At 67.2% G+C, this 19,014-nt stretch carries 19 protein-coding genes; 17 read left to right on the forward strand and 2 right to left on the reverse strand.

The window, feature by feature from the left end:
• Positions 1-173 precede the first annotated feature (173 nt).
• On the forward strand, positions 174-815 hold the full coding sequence (locus tag N825_RS23260) for a helix-turn-helix domain-containing protein (RefSeq protein WP_037457585.1): 642 nt from the start codon (positions 174-176) through the stop codon (positions 813-815).
• Between the two features lie 360 nt (positions 816-1,175).
• Positions 1,176-1,805, forward strand: a complete 630-nt coding sequence (locus tag N825_RS39085; RefSeq protein ID WP_157619497.1) for a S24/S26 family peptidase — start codon at positions 1,176-1,178, stop codon at positions 1,803-1,805.
• Positions 1,806-1,902: 97 nt separating this feature from the next.
• Here the strand turns inward: N825_RS39085 and N825_RS36820 are convergent, their stop codons facing one another.
• Positions 1,903-3,915, reverse strand: a complete 2,013-nt coding sequence (locus tag N825_RS36820; RefSeq protein ID WP_051512813.1) for a PAS domain-containing sensor histidine kinase — start codon at positions 3,913-3,915, stop codon at positions 1,903-1,905.
• A gap of 200 nt (positions 3,916-4,115) precedes the next feature.
• Entirely contained in the window at positions 4,116-4,718 is a 603-nt protein-coding gene (locus tag N825_RS23275) for a HupE/UreJ family protein (RefSeq protein WP_037457587.1), read from the reverse strand.
• A 364-nt stretch (positions 4,719-5,082) separates the two neighbouring features.
• Here N825_RS23275 and N825_RS23280 point away from each other — a divergent pair, with 364 nt between their 5' ends.
• From N825_RS23280 to hypE, 15 genes are all read left to right on the forward strand, one after another.
• Positions 5,083-6,195, forward strand: coding sequence for a hydrogenase small subunit (locus N825_RS23280; protein WP_037457588.1), 1,113 nt, complete (start codon positions 5,083-5,085; stop codon positions 6,193-6,195).
• A gap of 71 nt (positions 6,196-6,266) precedes the next feature.
• Complete coding sequence (locus tag N825_RS23285) at positions 6,267-8,060, forward strand: nickel-dependent hydrogenase large subunit (RefSeq protein WP_037457589.1); 1,794 nt, start codon at positions 6,267-6,269, stop codon at positions 8,058-8,060.
• A 16-nt stretch (positions 8,061-8,076) separates the two neighbouring features.
• On the forward strand, positions 8,077-8,838 hold the full coding sequence (gene cybH / locus N825_RS39090; protein WP_157619498.1) for a Ni/Fe-hydrogenase, b-type cytochrome subunit: 762 nt from the start codon (positions 8,077-8,079) through the stop codon (positions 8,836-8,838).
• The gene (locus N825_RS39095) at positions 8,835-9,446 is read left to right on the forward strand and encodes a HyaD/HybD family hydrogenase maturation endopeptidase (protein ID WP_198038864.1); all 612 of its coding nucleotides are present in this window, start codon (positions 8,835-8,837) and stop codon (positions 9,444-9,446) included. Before cybH ends, N825_RS39095 begins: the two co-directional genes overlap by 4 nt.
• Positions 9,447-9,462: 16 nt before the next feature.
• Entirely contained in the window at positions 9,463-9,816 is a 354-nt protein-coding gene (locus N825_RS23300) for a HypC/HybG/HupF family hydrogenase formation chaperone (protein WP_051512814.1), read from the forward strand.
• Positions 9,816-10,193, forward strand: coding sequence for a thioredoxin domain-containing protein (locus N825_RS23305; RefSeq protein ID WP_037457590.1), 378 nt, complete (start codon positions 9,816-9,818; stop codon positions 10,191-10,193). The genes N825_RS23300 and N825_RS23305 overlap by 1 nt, the downstream gene beginning before the upstream one ends.
• A gap of 66 nt (positions 10,194-10,259) precedes the next feature.
• Entirely contained in the window at positions 10,260-11,102 is an 843-nt protein-coding gene (locus N825_RS23310; RefSeq protein WP_051512815.1) for a hydrogenase expression/formation protein, read from the forward strand.
• A complete protein-coding gene (gene hybE / locus N825_RS23315) occupies positions 11,099-11,917 on the forward strand; it encodes a [NiFe]-hydrogenase assembly chaperone HybE (protein WP_051512816.1) in 819 nt (272 codons plus the stop codon). The genes N825_RS23310 and hybE overlap by 4 nt, the downstream gene beginning before the upstream one ends.
• Before the next feature lie 4 nt (positions 11,918-11,921).
• A complete protein-coding gene (locus tag N825_RS23320; RefSeq protein ID WP_037457593.1) occupies positions 11,922-13,115 on the forward strand; it encodes a nickel-dependent hydrogenase large subunit in 1,194 nt (397 codons plus the stop codon).
• Position 13,116: 1 nt separating this feature from the next.
• Complete coding sequence (locus N825_RS23325; protein WP_037457595.1) at positions 13,117-13,449, forward strand: hydrogenase maturation nickel metallochaperone HypA/HybF; 333 nt, start codon at positions 13,117-13,119, stop codon at positions 13,447-13,449.
• Positions 13,449-14,291: a hydrogenase nickel incorporation protein HypB gene (gene hypB, locus N825_RS23330; RefSeq protein WP_051512818.1), complete on the forward strand. Its 843-nt coding sequence runs from the start codon at positions 13,449-13,451 to the stop codon at positions 14,289-14,291. The genes N825_RS23325 and hypB overlap by 1 nt, the downstream gene beginning before the upstream one ends.
• A gap of 3 nt (positions 14,292-14,294) precedes the next feature.
• Positions 14,295-16,556 (forward strand): carbamoyltransferase HypF, encoded by a 2,262-nt coding sequence (hypF, locus tag N825_RS23335; RefSeq protein WP_037457596.1) that lies wholly within the window; start codon positions 14,295-14,297, stop codon positions 16,554-16,556.
• Between the two features lie 11 nt (positions 16,557-16,567).
• Entirely contained in the window at positions 16,568-16,798 is a 231-nt protein-coding gene (locus N825_RS23340) for a HypC/HybG/HupF family hydrogenase formation chaperone (RefSeq protein ID WP_037457598.1), read from the forward strand.
• A complete protein-coding gene (gene hypD, locus N825_RS23345; RefSeq protein WP_037457599.1) occupies positions 16,795-17,931 on the forward strand; it encodes a hydrogenase formation protein HypD in 1,137 nt (378 codons plus the stop codon). The genes N825_RS23340 and hypD overlap by 4 nt, the downstream gene beginning before the upstream one ends.
• On the forward strand, positions 17,928-18,989 hold the full coding sequence (gene hypE, locus N825_RS23350) for a hydrogenase expression/formation protein HypE (RefSeq protein WP_037457601.1): 1,062 nt from the start codon (positions 17,928-17,930) through the stop codon (positions 18,987-18,989). The genes hypD and hypE overlap by 4 nt, the downstream gene beginning before the upstream one ends.
• The last annotated feature ends 25 nt before the right edge of the window (positions 18,990-19,014 follow it).

Below are 19,014 nucleotides of genomic sequence, written 5' to 3' on the forward strand. Positions count from 1 at the left end.
GTCGCGGTCCACCGCCATTTTCACAAGGGATACGGGAATTTCGGCGGCAAAGCGCCGTCAAAGGGGCAGCTTGGCGCCGGGCGCCTCCACCATCGCAAGGGAATTTCGTTTCTACGCCTGGAGCATTTTAGGTAAAGTGGAAATACCCTTCGAACAATAAAACTTCGAGATAGATGATGGAAACCAAGGTCGAACACGACGGCACCCGTCTCCGCAGTTATCGTGTGATGAAGAACATCACCCTCACCCGGGCGGCCGGCATGTGCGGCGTCTCCAAGAGCGAACTGTCGAAGCTGGAATCCGGGGCGCGTCCGATCAGGCCCGATCATGTCATCAAGCTGGCCGGCGTCTACGGAATCACCCCGCTCGACCTGCTGACACCCGACAGCAAGCTCCGCGCCTTCATCGAGCACGCGGCCGAAACTCCGGTGGCGCAGCGCGAGATCCCGCTGTTCGAGGGACGGGCACTTTCGCTCCGCCACAAGGACGCCAAGCCGACCGGGAAGGTCCCCTGCCCCGTCCAGCTCATCGATGTGCCCGGCGCCTACGCCGTCGGCATCTGCGACATGGCCAACGCGCCGGCCCTGCTCCCCGGAGTGATCCTCCATGTGCACCCGGCGAGGCCGGTCCTGATCAACGACCTCGTCATCAACCGGGTGACATGGTCTCCCCTGGTCTTCTTCCTGCGCCAGACGGACGACGGTGACCTCTATGGCCTGACGCTCTCCAAAAAGCGCGTCGACCTCGACCGCGACGCCATCGATCTGCTCCACAAGGTGGCCGGCGTCTGGATGCTCAACGGCTCGAGCGACTGATCGGACACGCGCGAGTCGGTACCCCTTGGCCGGACGCAACCCCACGGCGCCCCCGCCGCCCTGCTTTTCGGTCCATGTCTCATCCACCCAATGCGTATAAATTGCCGCACGTTTGACATATTATTTCGGATTTCCATTCGGATTCCGCACAGCGCCCGCCCTCACCTCCGAGCCATTTCATTCGTTAATGCATTATATGGTTACTTCCAATCCTTGGTGGCGGCGGATCGGAACGGAGTCCGACAGCATCCGATAGCATTGTTAACTAATGATTTTTTACTATAGCTGGGCCCAAAAATAAAAAAGTACAGCATAATTTCTTTTTGTTATGACTGCGTGGGAAGCAGTTGGGAGTTGGCAATGAAGATGGTCATGGATGGGGCGGATGGTCATCGTCAGTCGGTGCTTGCCCTGATCAGGACCAAGAGCACCCTGAAAGCGGCCAGTATCGCCTGCGGTAGAAATCACGGCTACTTTCATCAGTATTTATTCCAGAGCAAGCCACGTTTTCTCCCGGAAGACGTGCGAATTAAGCTGGCACAATACCTTGGGGTAGGCGAAAGCCGGCTGCGGGAGCCAGAGTTACTTGTATCTCCCGAGACGCCGGTCGCCAATGGCACAGACACGCGTCCGCGCCTGATGGTTTACGGCAAGGCGTCCGATGTGGAAATCGACATGACAGCCGCCGTGGCGGAAACGGAACGACCGGCGTCCCTCAGTCATGTCATCGACGCATTCGCGGCCTATGTCCACGACGCGGCGCTCAGTCCCAGCCTGCCCGTCGGCAGCCTGATCTACGTCGACCCCAGCAAGCCCCTCCGCCCTGGCGACTTCGTTCTGGTCAAGCAGGGTGCCTCCGGCCGGATCGCGGTATTCCGGGGCCGCACATCGGACACCGTCACCCTGGACTATGGCGGTGGACACGAGGAAACGGCGAACGTCGTGGCGCTCTCCGGCATCTGCAAGATCGTCAGCGTGGATTACCCTTGATCATGGCTCCCCACATAGCCCGATTCCTATCGGGAGCGGGCTCTTCGAGGGCGGCATCGCGCTGCGGTGTGTAGACCCGAGGGGCCGGACGCCAGCATCATGCGGCCACCGGGCACAGCGGCAGCACCACGCCGATGCGCGTTCCGACGCCTAGTTCGCTCTTGATTTCCAGGCGTCCGCCATGGAGTTCCGTCAAGGATCGCGTCAGCGCCAGGCCCAAGCCCGTTCCCGCGTGCTTGCGCGTGTGGCTGTTGTCGATCTGCTCGAACGGCGTGCCGACCCGCTCCATGTCCTCGGCCGCGATGCCGATGCCGGTGTCGCTCACCATCAGACGCAGCTCCGATCCGACGAGTTCCGCCGAGATGGTCACCCTGCCTCCCCGGTTGGTGAACTTGATCGCGTTGGACAACAGGTTGAGCAGGATCTGGTTGAGCGCCCGCTCATCGGCCCACAACATGGGCAGTGCGGCGGGAACCTCCTCGATCAGGTCGATCGCCGCCTCGTCGGCCCGCAGCCGGACCATCCGCACGCAATGGCGGATCGCCCGCCCGGGCTCGACCTCGGTTCGGTGCAGCACGTATTTGCCGGCCTCGACCTTCGACATGTCGAGGATGTCGTTGATCAGCTCCAACAGGTGGCGGCCGCTGGTGTGGACATCCCGGGCGTATTCCACATAGCGGGTCACCCCGACGGGACCGAGCGCCTGGGTCTCGATCATTTCCGAAAAGCCGATGATGGCATTCAGAGGCGTCCGCAGTTCGTGACTCATCATCGCCAGGAACTGCGACTTGATCCGGCTGGCCTCCTCCGCGTTGTCGCGGGCCGTCAGATAGCGCGACGCCAGCTGCGACAAGGCCGCGGTCTGCGCCTCCAGCCGGCCGCGCGCCTCTTCCAATTCGGCGACATGGACGCGCAGGCTCTCCTCATTGGCCTTCAGCCTCAGCTCCTGCCGCTTCAGAAGCGTGATGTCGGTCTTGATCCCGACGACGCCCCCTTCCGACGTGCGGCGATAGCTGCCCAGCAGCCAGCGCCCGTCCGGCAGCTCCTCCTCGTGACCACCATCCAATCCGCCATCCAGCCCGAAAAACTCGCCACCCGGAACCGGAACGGGGGGCACCAGCGCCGGGGCGGGGTGCTGCCCGCCCTCCGCCGACAAGGCGCGGTACCGGCTGTTGCACAACACCAGTTTCTGGTCGGCGTCCCACAGGACGAAACCTTCATTGACGCTTTCTATGGCGTCCATCAAGCGCTGCTCGACCCGCTTGATCTCCGTGACGTCGATCCAGGCGGCGACCAGATGGCCGCTCGACGTCTGATGTTCGCTCACTCGGAAACGCCTGCCATCGGCCAGGGTCAGCGTCTGGTCGCCATCCCAAGCCTTGCCCCGCCGCCAGTCCAGCCGGGCGCGCATCCACTCCTCCGGGTCGCCGTCGATCCGGTAGACGCCCGCCTGGACATTGGCCCGCAACAGCCGCTCGAATCGCGCGCCCGGCCTGATCAGATGGGCCGTGGCCGCGAAAAGCTCCGTGAAGGGTCGATTGTGCAGCAGGAGCCGGTCCTCGGCGTCCCACAGCGTGATGGCCTGCGAGACCGAGTCGATCGCTTCCTGCAGGCGCCGGTTGGAGTCCCGCAGGATCTCCACCTCCTGGCGGCGTTCCGTGATGTCCCGCTGGATCACCAGGAACAGGTGGCGGCCGCCGGGCATTCCGCCGATCGGCCCATCGATCGGCCCGTCGATTGGAGAGATGCTGAGTTCGGCCCAATAGCCGCAGCCGTCCCGGGCGAACCCCTGGATCTCCGCGCGCGCCGACCGGCCATAGGCGATGGCACGGCGAATCCGCGCCAGTTCACGCCGGTCGGAACCGGTGCCATCGAGGATCTCGGCGGGCCGGCTGGCGATGTCGCCCAGCTTGTATCCCGTCAGTTCGGTGAAGGCCGGATTGACATAGACGGTCCTGGCGGACGAGGCGTTGGGGGCTCCGTCGGGACCGGTGCAATCGATCACCGTGACGCAGTCGCGCGATCGCCGGAACAGGGCCTCGTAGGTGGCATCCGGGCGCGTGCCGGCCAGGTTCTCCTGGATCGGTCTTCTGACCGTTTCGCTTTCCATGATCGCAACGATACCCAAGCCGTCCGGGCCTGATCGCCATCGGTTATCGAACCTTACCGATCGGCGAATGAATGTTTCGTAAATGTCCTGGAGATTCGTCGGGCGGAAATGGGATGGGCAAAGAAAAAGTCCCCCACTTGTCGGGTGGGGGGACTTCGACCGAGCCTTCCCCACTTGGGGGAAAGCGATGGCGGCGGAGATCAGCCCAGCAGGGCCAGCGCCAAGCCGCCGAAACCGACCAGCGCGCCGGTGCCCCGGACCGCCATCTGGCCAGCGGCCGACTTGAACCCGGCGCGGATCGCCATGATCGCGCCGATGCCCACAGCGTGCAGCAGCGCGGTCGCCACCACGAAGCCCAGGCCATAGGCCAGGGGCGAGGCCGCCGCCGGCATCTCGGCACCGTGGGCGTAACCGTGGAAGACCGCGAGCAGCGCCGTGATGGTGGCCGACGCCACCAGCGGCAGGCGCGCCTGGAACGCCACCAATCCGCCCAGGACCAGAACCGATCCCAGAATGCCGATCTCAACCGACGGCAGGGACAGTCCGGCCATTCCAGCCAATCCGCCCAGCACCATCGCGCCGACGAAGGACAATGGCAGCGCCCAAAGCGCCCGCCCACCCAACTGCGCCGCCCAGAGGCCGACCGCGACAATGGCGAGCAGATGATCCAGGCCGCCGAAGGGATGCCCGAGTCCCTGTGGGAAGCCGGCCAGCTCCATGTGCCCCGGGTGCGCCATCGCGGCCACCGGCATGACCGTCAACGCGGCGGCCGCGAGCCCTAGTCCGAGACCTGTTCGCCTCATGTGATCGTCTCCTGAAGAAAGATAGTGAAAACACCCCTGCGCAACCTGTACTGAGCCGGCAACTTTGGGAGGGTTATTTTAACAAAAATTGCCCACGCGCGGTTGATCCAGATCAATGTGAGCCTATGACCCACGACGGATTGTCTATGACCTTGCTGGAACCACGCTTGGTACGGACTGGCAAGGGAACGACCGTTCCAAGGAATCGCCGGGACCGAGCCGAAAAGCAAGGGTCGCGTTCGGGGATCGCCGGGGAATCGGGTGTGGCGGCAGCGCGAAACATCAATACCGCCGTATGTGGCCAGCCGGGCGACAACCGGCCCCGATGGCGGCGGATCGGGCATAAGCGAAAGGAACGGGGCCGATGGCCAGGGTGGAGACCTTCTACGATGTGATCCGACGGCAGGGGATCAGCCGCCGCAGCTTCCTCAAGTTCTGTTCCCTGACGGCGGCCTCGCTGGGTCTGGCGCCCGCCTTCGGTCCGCGCATCGCCCACGCGATGGAGACCAAGCCGCGCATCCCGGTGCTCTGGCTCCATGGCCTGGAATGCACCTGCTGCTCGGAGAGCTTCATCCGTTCCGCCCATCCGCTGGTCAAGGACGTCGTCCTGTCGATGATCAGCCTGGACTACGACGACACCATCATGGCCGCCGCCGGCCATCAGGCGGAGGCGATCCTCGACGAGATCCGGCACGAGTACAAGGGCCGCTACATCGCCGCGGTGGAGGGCAATCCCCCTCTCAACGAGGACGGCATGTACTGTATCGTCGGCGGCCGCCCCTTCGTGGAGCAACTGCGCGAGGTCTGCTCCGACGCCATGGCGGTGATCTCCTGGGGCTCCTGCGCCTCGTGGGGCTGCGTTCAGGCGGCGCATCCCAACCCGACGCGGGCGACACCGGTCCACGAGGTCATCACCGACAAGCCGATCATCAAGGTGCCCGGCTGCCCGCCGATCGCCGAGGTCATGACGGGCGTGGTCAGCTACATCCTGACCTTCGACAAGATCCCGGAACTGGACCGCCAGGGCCGGCCCAAGATGTTCTACAGCCAGCGCATCCACGACAAGTGCTACCGCCGGCCCCATTTCGACGCCGGCCAGTTCGTCGAGCAGTGGGACGACGAGCAGGCCCAGAAGGGCCATTGCCTCTACAAGATGGGCTGCAAGGGCCCGACCACCTACAATGCGTGCTCGACCACCCGCTGGAACGGCGGCGTGTCCTTCCCGATCCAGTCCGGACACGGCTGCATCGGCTGCTCCGAGGACGGCTTCTGGGACAACGGCTCGTTCTATGACCGCCTGACCAATGTCAAGCAGTTCGGCATCGAGGCCAACGCCGACCAGATCGGCGGCACGGTCGCGGGGGTCATCGGCACCGGCATCGCCGCCCACGCCGCCGTCAGCGCCGTCAAGCGCGCCCGGATGAAGTCCGGCGAAACCCAGGCTCCACCCCATCCGAACGCCCCATCGCACGACTGACCACCGGTCCGCTCCCGGAATGATAGCCGGGAAGACGCATGCGACGACACTTGGACTAGAGGAACAGCGCGATGGCAACCGTTTCGACGCCGAATGGATTTTCCCTGGACAACGCCGGCCGCCGGGTGGTGGTCGATCCCGTGACGCGGATCGAAGGACACATGCGGGTCGAGGTCAATCTCGACAGCGACAACGTGATCCGCAACGCGGTCTCGACCGGCACCATGTGGCGCGGGCTCGAAGTGATCCTCAAGGGCCGCGACCCGCGCGACGCCTGGGCCTTCACCGAGCGGATCTGCGGCGTCTGCACCGGCACCCACGCCTTGACCTCGGTCCGCGCGGTCGAGAACGCGCTGGACATCAAGATCCCGGAAAACGCCAACACGATCCGCAACATCATGCAGCTGACCCTGCAGGTGCATGACCATCTGGTCCACTTCTACCATCTGCACGCGCTGGATTGGGTCGACGTGGTCTCGGGTCTCAAGGCGGACCCCAAGGCCACGTCGGAGCTGGCCCAGAGCATCAGCCCGTGGCCCAAGTCGTCGCCGGGATATTTCCGCGACATCCAGGCCCGGCTGCGGAAGTTCGTCGAGAGCGGCCAGCTCGGTCCGTTCAAGAACGCCTATTGGGGTCACCCGGCCTACAAGCTGCCGCCCGAAGCCAACCTGATGGCGACCGCGCACTATCTCGAGGCGCTCGATTTCCAGAAGGAGATCGTCAAGATCCACACCGTCTACGGCGGCAAGAACCCCCACCCCAACTGGCTGGTCGGTGGCGTGCCCTGCCCGATCAACATCGACGGGACCGGCGGCGTCGGCGCCATCAACATGGAACGCCTCAACCTCGTGTCGTCGATCATCGACCAATCGATCGAGTTCGTTAACCAGGTCTACATCCCCGACCTGATCGCCATCGCCGGCTTCTACAAGGACTGGCTGTATGGTGGCGGGTTGTCGAGCACGTCGCTGATGTCATATGGTGACATTCCCGAACGCGCGAACGACTACGGCGACAAGAGCCTGCTGCTGCCGCGCGGCGTGATCCTCAACGGCAAGTTGGACGAGATCCACGAGATCGATCTGGGCGCCCCGGATCAGGTCCAGGAATTCGTCAATCACTCCTGGTACAAATACGCCGACGAGTCCAAGGGCCTGCACCCGTGGGACGGCGTCACCGAGCCCAACTACGTGCTCGGCCCCAACGCCAAGGGCACCAAGACCCGGATCGAGGCGCTGGACGAGGGCGCCAAGTATTCCTGGATCAAGTCGCCGCGCTGGAAGGGCCACGCGGTCGAGGTCGGCCCGCTCGCCCGCTACGTCATCGGCTACGCCCAGAACAAGCCGGAGTTCAAGGAGCCGGTCGACCAACTGCTGAAGGCGCTGGACGTTCCGGTCGCGGCGCTGTTCTCCACCTTGGGCCGCACGGCGGCGCGCGGATTGGAATGCGCCTGGGCGGCGGAGAAGCTGCGGTATTTCCAGGACAAGCTGGTCAAGACCATCAAGGCCGGCGACCAGAGCACCGCCAACACCGCCAAATGGGACCCGTCGTCGTGGCCCAAGTCGGCCAAGGGTGTCGGCTTCACCGAGGCGCCGCGCGGCGCGCTGGGCCATTGGATCCGGATCGAGAACACCAAGATCGCGAACTATCAGGCGGTCGTCCCCACCACCTGGAACGGCAGCCCTCGCGACACCAAGGGCAATATCGGCGCCTTCGAGGCCTCGCTGCTCGACACGCCGATGGCCGATCCCGAGCAGCCGCTGGAGATCCTGCGCACGCTGCACAGCTTCGATCCGTGCCTCGCCTGTTCGACCCACGTGATGGCGCCGGACGGACAGGAAGTCACCAAAGTCACCGTGCGCTGAGCGGAGGATCGCGATCATGACCGCTCACGCCAATCAATCGCCCCTGGGCAAACCCGCGGACGACGACGAGATCGCCGATCTGGCGACGGCCCGCAACCATCTCCAGGTCCGGCAGACCGCCATCTACGTCTACGAATGGCCGGTCAGGCTGTGGCACTGGATCAACGCGGCGGCCATCGTGGTGCTGGCAGCCACCGGCTACCTGATCGCGTCGCCGTTGCCGTCGCTGCCGGGCGAGGCGAGCCAGCACTTCCTGATGGGCTATATCCGCTTCGCCCATTTCACCGCCGGCTTCGTCATGGCCATCGGCATGGTGGGACGGATCTACTGGGCCTTCGTCGGCAATGTCCACGCCCGCCAGATGTTCATCCTGCCGTTCTGGTCGGGCAAGTTCTGGCGCGAGGTGCTGGTCGAGGCGCAGTGGTACGCCTTCCTCCGCGACTATCCCAAGAAGTACATCGGCCACAACCCGCTGGCCCAACTCGCCATGGTGACGATCTACAGCGGCGGCAGCCTCTTCATGATCGTCACCGGCTTCGCGCTCTATTCCGAGGGCGCCGGTCAGGGAACCTGGTTCGACACGCTGTTCGGCTGGGTGATCCCGCTGGCCGGCAACTCGCAGAACCTGCACACCATCCATCATATCGGCATGTGGGTGATCATCTGCTTCGTGATCATCCACGTCTACGCCGCGGTGCGCGAGGACATCATGAGCCGGCAGAGCATGATCAGCACGATGGTCAGCGGCTGGCGGATGTTCAAGGACGACGGCAAGTGAGCATCGAGACCGGGCGTCCCGTCCTCGTCCTGGGCATCGGCAACATCCTGTACGCCGACGAGGGTTTCGGCGTCCGGTGCGTCGAGGAACTGCACCGCCGCTGGAGCTTTTCCGACGACGTGCTGGTGATGGATGGCGGGACGCAGGGGCTCTATCTGGTCCATTTCGTCAAGGCGGCCCGGCGCGTCATCGTGTTCGACGCGATCGACTATGGCGAGCCGCCGGGCACGCTCAAGCTGGTGCGCGGCGCCGACGTGCCGAAATTCACCGGCGCCAAGAAGATGAGCCTGCACCAGACCGGCTTCCAGGACGTGCTGAGCGCCGCCGAACTGCTGGGCGGCGAGTTGGACGACATCCTGCTGATAGGGGTCCAGGCGGTCGAGCTGGAGGATTACGGCGGCAGCCTGACCGCTCCGGTCCGCGCCCGGATCGAACCGGCGCTGACCATGGCACTCGACCAGCTGGCGGAGTGGGGCCATCCCGCCACCGCCCGCTCGACCCCGGCCGAGCGGCTGATGCATGAAGGCATCGGCTTGGCCGAGTACGAGACCGGGCGCCCCTCCGCCGAGGACGCCTGCCGCGTCGGCGACCGCCGCTTCTTCAACTGACGGGACAAGGGACGCGATGTGCATCGGCCTTCCCATGCGGGTCCTGACGGAAGATGGACCGACCGCTCTGTGCGCCGGCCGCGGCGAGGAGCGCCACGTCAGCTTGGCGTTGGTCGGGGAGCTACCCGCCGGCTCCTGGGTGATGGTGCATGTCAACACCGCCATCCGAACGCTTGACCCCGCCGAGGTGCCGCTGATCAACGACGCGTTGGACGCCCTGGAGGCGGCCCAGCGCGGCGATCCGTTCGAGCACCTGTTCGCGGATCTGATCGATCGCGAACCCCAGCTTCCGGAACACCTCCGCCAAGCCGTCCCGGTAAATACAGTCCCTGTAAATCCAGCCCCCGTAAATCCAAAAGGACAAGCCTGATGGCCGTATCGGTGATCGACCGCCTGATCGAGATCGAGCACTGCCCGTTGATCACCGCCGACACGGTCGATCTTTTCCTGGACGGCAGCGGCATGGCGGTCCTGTTCTTCACCGGCGATCCCAAGCAGCGGCCGGAGAGCAACGATGTGGCGGTCGTGCTGCGCGAACTCGCCAGCGTCTTTCCCGGCGAACTGCGGATCGGCATCGTCGATCAGGCCCACGAGGCGGCCCTCAAGGCCCGTTTCGGCGTCCTGGTCGTGCCGACCCTCGTCTATCTGCGCGAGGGCAGGTTCGTCGGCCTGATCCCCCGTATCCAGGATTGGCTGGCCTATGTCGAGAAGACCCGGGCGTTCCTCGCGGCTCCCGCCCCCGCCTGACATCCGACACCTGACGCCGCGCCCGCCCTCAACGCCTCACAGGGATCGACTACGATGCGCCACCCGATGAAATGGGAAGACGAAGAACAGCCAACCGGCGTGTTCCTGGGCGCCCCGGAGACGGAAAGCCTCGATATCCAGCGGATGCCGCCCGCCGTGCGGCGGCTCGATCGGCTGACATTGCCGGACGGCGCCCCGGGCCTGGAGGAGGTCGGGGCCCTGCTGATGGAGATCCGCGACGCCCTGATGTCGTTCGAGGCGGGCAAGCCTCCCCTGCCGTTCGCGCTGGCAGGGCTGGACGACGCGGCGCTGTCCTTGCTCGACGAGACCTTGGGCGAGGGCGAGGTCGGCATGGTGGTGACCGGCGGCAGCGAATACCAGATACAGGAATCGGTGCTGCCCGGCGTCTGGCGGGTCAAGACCTTCAGCCTGGACGGCGAGCCGATCGCCGACCATGTCGAGGTCGCCGATGTTCCGGGCGTGGTCCGGGCCGCCGCCGCCCGGGGCACGCTGGAGCGGCTGGAGATCGGTCCCGCTCCCGCCGGATGCATGAACGTCATGCCGGTGCTGGCCGAGCTTCGGTCGCGCACGGCTTCCCACCAGCCAGGCGATCGCAACCACGTCATCAGCTTCACGCTGCTGCCGATGAACGAGATCGACATGGCGTTCCTCAAGGGCACGCTGGGGCTGGGTCCCGTCCAGGCCGTGTCGCGCGGCTACGGCACCTGCCGGGTCGCCTTGACCGGCCAGCGACATATCTGGAGCGTCCAATACCTCAACGCCATGGACACCATCATCCTGGACACCCTGGAAGTGGGCGATGTCCCGGTGGCGCTGATCGCGGCGGAGGAGGATTTCCAGGACAGCGCCGAGCGGCTGGGCGAAATCCTCGGAGCCTACTTCCAATGACCGCCTCACCGGGTCATCCGAACGGTTCGGCCAGCCGCTCGGCCAGCGGATTGTTCGAGGGCTCCTTCCTGGGCGACCTCTCCCGCATTCCGCCCGGCGCCCGCCTGGAGTGCGGCATCTGCTGGACGCGCTACGATCCGGCCGAGGGCGACCCCGTCTCGCAGGTCGCCGCCGGCACCGCCTTCGCCGACCTGCCCGCCGATTGGCGCTGCCCGACCTGCGACGCCGAGCGGCATAAGTTCATGGTGCTGGACGCTCCGCCCGGACAAGCGGCGGCGATGCTCGCCACCTCGGCGGCGGCCCCCGTTCCAGCCGAGACACCCGCCGCGGCGCTGGTCGCAGCGTATCACCACATCGCGGTGTCAAAGATGGCGGACCTCCCCGTCTTCAACGCCCGTCTGGCGGTCGAGGCGATCGGGTTCCACCGTCACGGTGACGCTTGGCTCGGCATCATGGTGACGCCCTGGTTCATGAACGCCGTCTTGGCGCCCGCCATCCCCGGGGCTTGGGACACCATCCGCGACGGCGTCAAATCGACCCACGCGCTACCCTCCGGCGCCTATGAGTTCGTGGCGGGGCACATCGACGGCGTCGGGACGATCCTCACCTGCTCGCTCTTCTCCCCCATGTTCGAATTCGAGGAACAGGGCGTCGTCCGCCAGACGGCCGAAGCGGCGCTGGCCGCCCTGCTGGCGCCCGAGGACGCTCCCGAGGAGGTGGTGACGCCCCCCGCGGAACCGCCGGCACCCGTGCCCGCCGCCACGGCCGCCGAACTCAGCCGGCGCAGGCTGCTGCGCGGCGGTTTCGGAGCCTGAGGCGATGAACGCGCGGGCAAGTGTCGAAGGCACCCTTTCCATCCAGATCGTGGTGATCGACGCCACCGTCGCCGACGTGCGCCTGCGATCCACCCGCGCCACCGGCATGGAGCGGATGCTGACGGGCCGCCCGATGGACGAGGTGCTGGCGCTGGTGCCGATGCTGTTCAGCCTGTGCGGCATGGCCCAAGGCATCGCGGCCGTCCGAGCCTGCGAGTCGGCGCTCGGAATGTTTCCGTCACCCCGCCAGCGGGCGGCGCGCGAGTTGCTGATCCTAGCGGAGATGACGGCCAGCCACGCTTGGCAAGTGACCATGGACTGGCCCCGCCTGCTGGGAGGGCAACCGGACCCCGCGGCGCTGCTGGTGGCCCGCCGAGCCGTCGCGGAGATTCCGCCCGCCCTCTATCCGGCGCGTGACTGGAACCGCCCCGGCGGGGGAATGCTGAAGCCCAATGCCCCGGCGTTGGACGACGCGCTGGACCGCCTCTCGGGAACGGTCGAGACGCTGGCCGGGACCGGCATGATGACATTCGATGACATCGGCGAACTTTCCAGGTGGGCCCGATCATCCCGGACCACGGCGGCACGCATGCTGGCCCGCGTCATGACCGATGACATGGCGGGTTTCGGGCGCAGCGGCGTGCCGGCCTTGCCCGACCTCCCGGATCATTGGTTCGCCGAGCGTCTGGCGGCCGATCCCGGCTTCTCCGCCGCCCCCTCCGTGGATGGCCGGCCGGCCGAGACCGGCGCCCTTGGAAGGACAGCCGGCACCCGCCTCATGACGAGCCTGACCAGCCTCTTCGGCAATGGGCTGCTGCCCCGCCTCACCGCCCGCGTCACCGATCTGGCGGCCCTGCCCCAGCGCATGCGCGAGGCGGCGGGCCGGATCGCGGCGGAGGCATCCGACACGCCATCACCCGCCTCCACCAGTTCCGACGCCACCGGCAGCGGCGTCGGCACGGCGGACACGGCGCGCGGCCGGCTGGCCCATTGGGTGGCGCTCCGCCATGGCATCGTCACGGGCTACCGGACCGTCGCCCCCAACGAATGGAACTTCCATCCCAGGGGCGCCCTGGCGCGCGGCCTGATCGGGCTGCCGGCCGACGACGATCTGCCGGCGCGGGTCGGTCTCCTGATCGCGGCCCTCGACCCCTGCGTTCCTTGCCACGTCAGCGTGGAGGAGCACGCCGGTGCATGAGATGGCGCTGTGCCAAGGCATCCTCGACATCATCCGGGAGCGCGCGGCGGCGGACGGCTTCAGCCGGGTCGCCGTGGTCAGGCTGAGCGTCGGCGCGCTGTCGCATGTCGACCCCCACGCCTTGGAATTCGGCTTCGACGTGGTGACGCGGGGCGGCCTGGCCGAGGGGGCGGCGCTTCTGATCGACCGGCCGCGGGGCCAAGCCTTCTGCATGGCGTGCTCGACCACGGTGACGATCCCCGCCCGCGGCGAGCCCTGCCCCGATTGCGGCGGCCATCAATTGATGGTGGTCGCCGGTGACGAGATGCGTGTCGTTGAACTGGAGGTTTCGTGATGTGTGCGGTCTGCGGCTGCGGCCCCGGTGAAACCCGGATCGACGGCGTCGCCCCGACGCGGGGACATGGTCATGACCATGGACACTCCCATGACCACGGGCACGACCATGATCATGGTCATTCCCATGGGCACTCCCATGACCACGACCATCCGACGCGCCTGATTCGGGTCGAACAGGACATCCTGGCCAAGAACGACCGCTTCGCCGCCGTCAACCGTCAGCTTCTGGCGGCGTCCCGCACCTTCGCCGTCAACCTGATGTCCAGCCCCGGTTCGGGCAAGACCACCTTGCTGGTCCGCACCTTGACCGACCTGTCCAACCGGGTGGCCGCGCCGGTACCCCTGGCCGTCATCGAGGGCGACCAGCAAACCAGCTTCGACGCCGACCGCATCCGCGCGACCGGGGTCCCCGCCATCCAGGTCAACACCGGCAAAGGCTGCCACCTGGACGCCCAGATGGTCACCCAGGCGCTGGGCGCCCAGCCGGCTCCCGCCGATGGCGTGCTCTTCATCGAGAATGTCGGAAACCTCGTTTGTCCCTCCGGCTTCGATCTCGGCGAAAGCCGCCGTGTCGTCGTCGTCTCGGTGACGGAGGGGGAGGACAAGCCGCTCAAGTATCCTGACATGTTCGCGACCGCCGACCTTCTGGTGGTCAACAAGATCGACCTGCTGCCCCACTTGGTCTTCGACGTGGATCTGCTGATCGCCAACGCCCGGCGGGTCAAGCCTGGGCTGAACGTCCTCCAGGTCTCCGCGACCACGGGCGCCGGTCTCGAACCCTGGTACGCCTGGCTCGCCAGCCATGGCGAGGGGCTCGCCAGCCATGGCGAGGGGCTCTGAGGCATGACTTCCGCGCACATCCCAATCAGCCCGATCAGCCGATCCCGTGTGCGCGTCAGGGGCCTCGTCCAGGGCGTGGGGTTCCGTCCCTTCGTCCATGATCTGGCGGACAGCTTGGGACTGACCGGCTGGGTGCTCAACGACGCCGAAGGCGTGCTGCTGGAGGTGCAGGGCGGCGACCGCGCCGGCTTCATCGACGCCCTGGCGCGGCGGGCACCCCCGCTGGCCGACGTCGCGGCGATCGAGGTCGAGGATCTGGCCCCGGAACCGGCGGAGAGCGGCTTCCGCATCCGCGCCAGCGCCGCCGGGGTCTCCGGGGCCGCTGGGGCCGCCGCCACGATGATCGGTCCCGACGCCGCCGTCTGCCCGGATTGCCTAACCGAACTGTTCGACCCCGTCGACCGCCGCTGGCGTTATCCGTTCCTCAACTGCACCCATTGCGGCCCTCGGCACACGATCACCCGCGCCCTGCCCTATGACCGGCCGCGGACCTCCATGGCGGGTTTCACCCTCTGCCCGGACTGCGCGCGGGAATACGCCGACCCGCGCGACCGCCGGTTCCACGCCCAGCCGATCGCCTGCCCGGCCTGCGGACCGGCACTGGACACGCCGGTCGAGGAGATCACCGCCCGCCTCCGCGCCGGGGAGATCGTCGCGATCAAGGGCCTCGGCGGCTTCCATCTCGCCTGCGACGCCTACGACGCCGCGGCGGTTGCCCGTCTCCGCGCGCGGAAGCAACGGAACGGCAAGCCCTTCGCGGTGATGGTGGCGAACCTCGCCAGCGCGAGCGCGCTGGCCGACATCTCCCCGGTGGAAGCGGCGTTGCTGACCGGGCCGGAGCGGCCGGTCGTGCTGGTCCGCGCCCGTTCCGGCTCCCTGCCCGACGCCGTGGCGCCCGACCTCGCCTGGGTTGGCCTGATGCTGCCGCACACTCCCTTGCAGTATCTGCTGTTCCACGAGGCGGCCGGACGTCCCGCCGGCACCGCCTGGCTCGACCAGCCGCAAGACTTGGCCTTGGTGATGACCAGCGCCAATCCCGGCGGCGAACCTTTGGTGACCGACAACGCGGAGGCCCACGACCGCCTCGCCGGCATCGCCGACCACATCGCCGGCCATGACCGCAACATCGTGATCCGCAGCGACGACAGCGTCGCGCGCGCCGTCGGTGGAGCCCCGACCATGATTCGCCGGTCGCGCGGTCACGCGCCCCGGGGCATCCCGCTGGGCCGCCAAGCCCCTCCCATCCTGGCGCTCGGTGGTCATCTCAAGAACACCATTTGCGTGACCCGCGGCGACCAAGCCTTCTTGTCGCAGCATGTCGGCGACCTCGACAACGGCGCCACGCTGCGGTTCCTCGAGGAAACCGTCGCCCACCTTCTCGGCATCCTGGAGGTCGAGCCGGTCGCCGTCGCCCACGATCTCCACCCCGACTTCCTATCGACCCGTCACGCCCAATCCCTCGACCTGCCCCGTTTCGCCATCCAGCACCACCACGCCCACATCGCGGCGGTGGCGGCCGAGCACGGCTTGGAGGGGCCGCTGGTCGGGCTGGCGCTGGATGGCTTCGGCTTAGGCGAGGCGGGAGACAGCCGGGGCGGCGAGCTGCTTCGGCTGGACGGCGCCACCTGCGACCGCCTCGGCCACTTCGCCGAACTGGCCCAGCCGGGCGGCGACAAGGCGGCGCGGCAACCCTGGCGTATGGCCGCCGCGGCGCTGCACCGCATGGGCCGGGCCGACGAGATCACCCGCCGTTTCGCCGACCACGGCAACACGGCGGCCCTCGTCCAGATGCTCGACCGCGGCATCAACTGTCCGCCGACCACCTCGTGCGGCCGGTGGTTCGACGCCGCCTGCGGCTTGCTGGGTGTCCGGGCAGTCTCAGGCTTCGAGGGCGAGGCCGCCATGGTCCTGGAATCGCTGGTCACCCGGCCGACCGTGCTGCCCGGCGGCTGGACCATCACCGATGGCGTCCTCGACCTGACCGCCCTGCTCGACGCCGTCAGCGGGTTGAGCCCCGGCGCCGGCGCCGACCTGTTCCACGGCACCCTGACCGCCGCCCTGATCGACTGGGCGCTTCCGGCCATCGAGGGCGGCAGGATCGCCCTGGCGGGGGGCTGCGTGATGAACGCGGTCCTGACCGAGGGCCTGATCGACGGCTTCTGCCATCACGGCATCACGGCCGTGATTCCGCGCAAGGTTCCAGCCAATGACGGCGGTCTCAGCCTGGGTCAGGCCTGGGTCGCCGCACACCTCATCACCGCCTAGGGAAACCGCCCATGTGCCTCGCCATTCCCGCCCGGGTCGTCGAGATCCACGCCGATGACACCGCCACGGTGTCCCTTGGCGGCGTCCGCAAGCAGGTCTCCATGGCCTTGATCGAGGACCCAGCCGTGGGGGAATACGTCATCGTCCATGTCGGTTACGCGCTCTCCAAGCTCGATCCGGCCGAGGCCGAACGCACCCTGGCGCTGCTGGCCTCGTTGGACCCAACCGAGGCAGCCGCATGAAATACGTCGATGAATACCGGGATGGCGCTTTGGCGGAACGGGTCGCCGCCGCCATCGCCGCCGAGGTCGATCCCGGCAGGATCTATTCCATCATGGAATTCTGCGGCGGCCACACCCACGCGATCTGCCGTCATGGGATCGAGGACATGCTGCCCGCCACCGTCAGGCTGGTCCATGGTCCCGGCTGCCCGGTCTGCGTCCTGCCGATCGGGCGGTTGGACATGGCGATCGAGCTGGCGCGGCGGCCGGAGGTGACGCTCTGCACCTATGGCGACATGATGCGGGTGCCCGGCCGCGACCGCGGCAGCCTGATGAAGGCCAAGGCCGAGGGCGCCGACATCCGCATGGTCTATGGCAGCGGCGACGCGCTTCGGGTTGCGAGGGAGAACCCCGGCCGCGAGGTCGTCTTCTTCGCGATCGGGTTCGAGACGACGACGCCGACGACGGCGGTGGCGCTCGTCCAAGCCAAGGCCTTGGGCCTCCGCAACTTCAGCGTCTTCGCCAACCACGTCCTGACCCCCTCGGCGATCCAGGCGATCCTGGACAGCCCGGAGGTGACGACGACCGGCAGCGTCCGCGTCGATGGCTTCATCGGGCCTGGCCATGTCAGCACGATCATCGGCTCCGCCCCCTATGACCGGTTCGCCCGAGACTACCGGCGGCCCATCGTCGTGTCGGGATTCGAGCCGCTCGACATCATGCAGTCCGTCCTGATGCTGGTGCGCCAGCTCAACGAAGGACGCCATGGGGTCGAGAACCAGTTCAGCCGTGCCGTCTCGCACGGCGGCAACGCCAAGGCCCAAGCGCTGGTCGATCAGGTCTTCGAACTCCGCGACAGCTTCGAGTGGCGCGGACTCGGCACGATCCCGGACAGCGCGCTCCAGATCCGCGAGGGTTTCGCCGACTGGGACGCCGAGCGCCGCTGGCAGCTCCGCTACGTGCCGGTCGCCGACAACAAGGCCTGCTCCTGCGCCGAGATCCTGCGCGGCGTCAAGAAGCCGGCGGACTGCACCATCTTCGGCACCGTCTGCACGCCGGAGAACCCGATGGGCTCGTGCATGGTCTCGCCGGAGGGCTCCTGCGCCGCCTATCACCTCTATGGCCGCTGGCGCGATATGGAGAAACGGGCATGACCAAGATCGGTCCTACGGATCGCAGCGCCTTCCCCCGCAAGCTCGATCTGCGGCACGGCCGTGTCGACCTGAGCCACGGTGGCGGCGGCAAGGCCATGGCGCAGCTGGTCGAGGAGATGTTCGGCGCCGCCTTCGACAACCCCCTGCTCGCCCAGCGCAACGATCAAGCCGTCTTCGACGCGCCGGTCGGTCGCTTGGCGGTGACGACCGACAGCTACGTCATCTCGCCGCTGTTCTTCCCCGGTGGCGACATCGGCTCGCTGGCTGTGCACGGCACCGTCAACGACCTCGCCATGGCCGGCGCGGTGCCGCTCTATCTGACGGCGGGCTTCATCATCGAGGAGGGCTTTCCGCTGGGCGACCTCGGCAGGATCGTCGCCTCCATGGCCGCCGCCGCGCGCGAGGCCGGCGTGTCGATCATCACCGGCGACACCAAGGTGGTGGAGCGCGGCAAGGGTGACGGCGTCTTCATCAACACGACCGGCATCGGAGTCACGCGGCCGGGTGTCGCGCCCTCGGGTGACCGGGCGCGGCCGGGCGACGCCGTGCTGGTCAGCGGCTTCGTCGGCGACCACGGCGTCGCCATCATGTCCACGCGGGAAAACCTCAGCTTCGAGACGGCCATCGCATCGGACAGCGCGGCGCTCCACGGCCTCGTCGCCGCCATGGTCGAAGCCGTTCCCGACATCCACACGCTACGCGACCCGACGCGCGGCGGCGTCGCCACCACGCTTAACGAGATCGCCCGGCAATCCGGCGTGGGCATGGTGCTGGACGAACGGGCGATCCCAATCCGGGAGGAGGTCGCCGCCGCCTGCGAGTTGCTGGGCCTCGATCCGCTCCACGTCGCCAACGAGGGCAAGCTGATCGCGATCTGCGCCGCCGGGGACGCAGTCCGCCTGCTCGACGCGATGCGCGGCCATCCCCTGGGCGCCGACGCCGCCGTGATCGGCGAGGTGATCGATGACGATCACCGCTTCGTCCAGCTGCGCACCGCGTTCGGCGGCAAACGCATCGTCGATTGGCTGGCGGGCGAACAGCTGCCGCGGATTTGCTGATGACGCATCCGGTGGGCAGGAGGGT

It is taken from the genome of Skermanella stibiiresistens SB22, from assembly GCF_000576635.1.
Taxonomy (GTDB): domain Bacteria; phylum Pseudomonadota; class Alphaproteobacteria; order Azospirillales; family Azospirillaceae; genus Skermanella; species Skermanella stibiiresistens.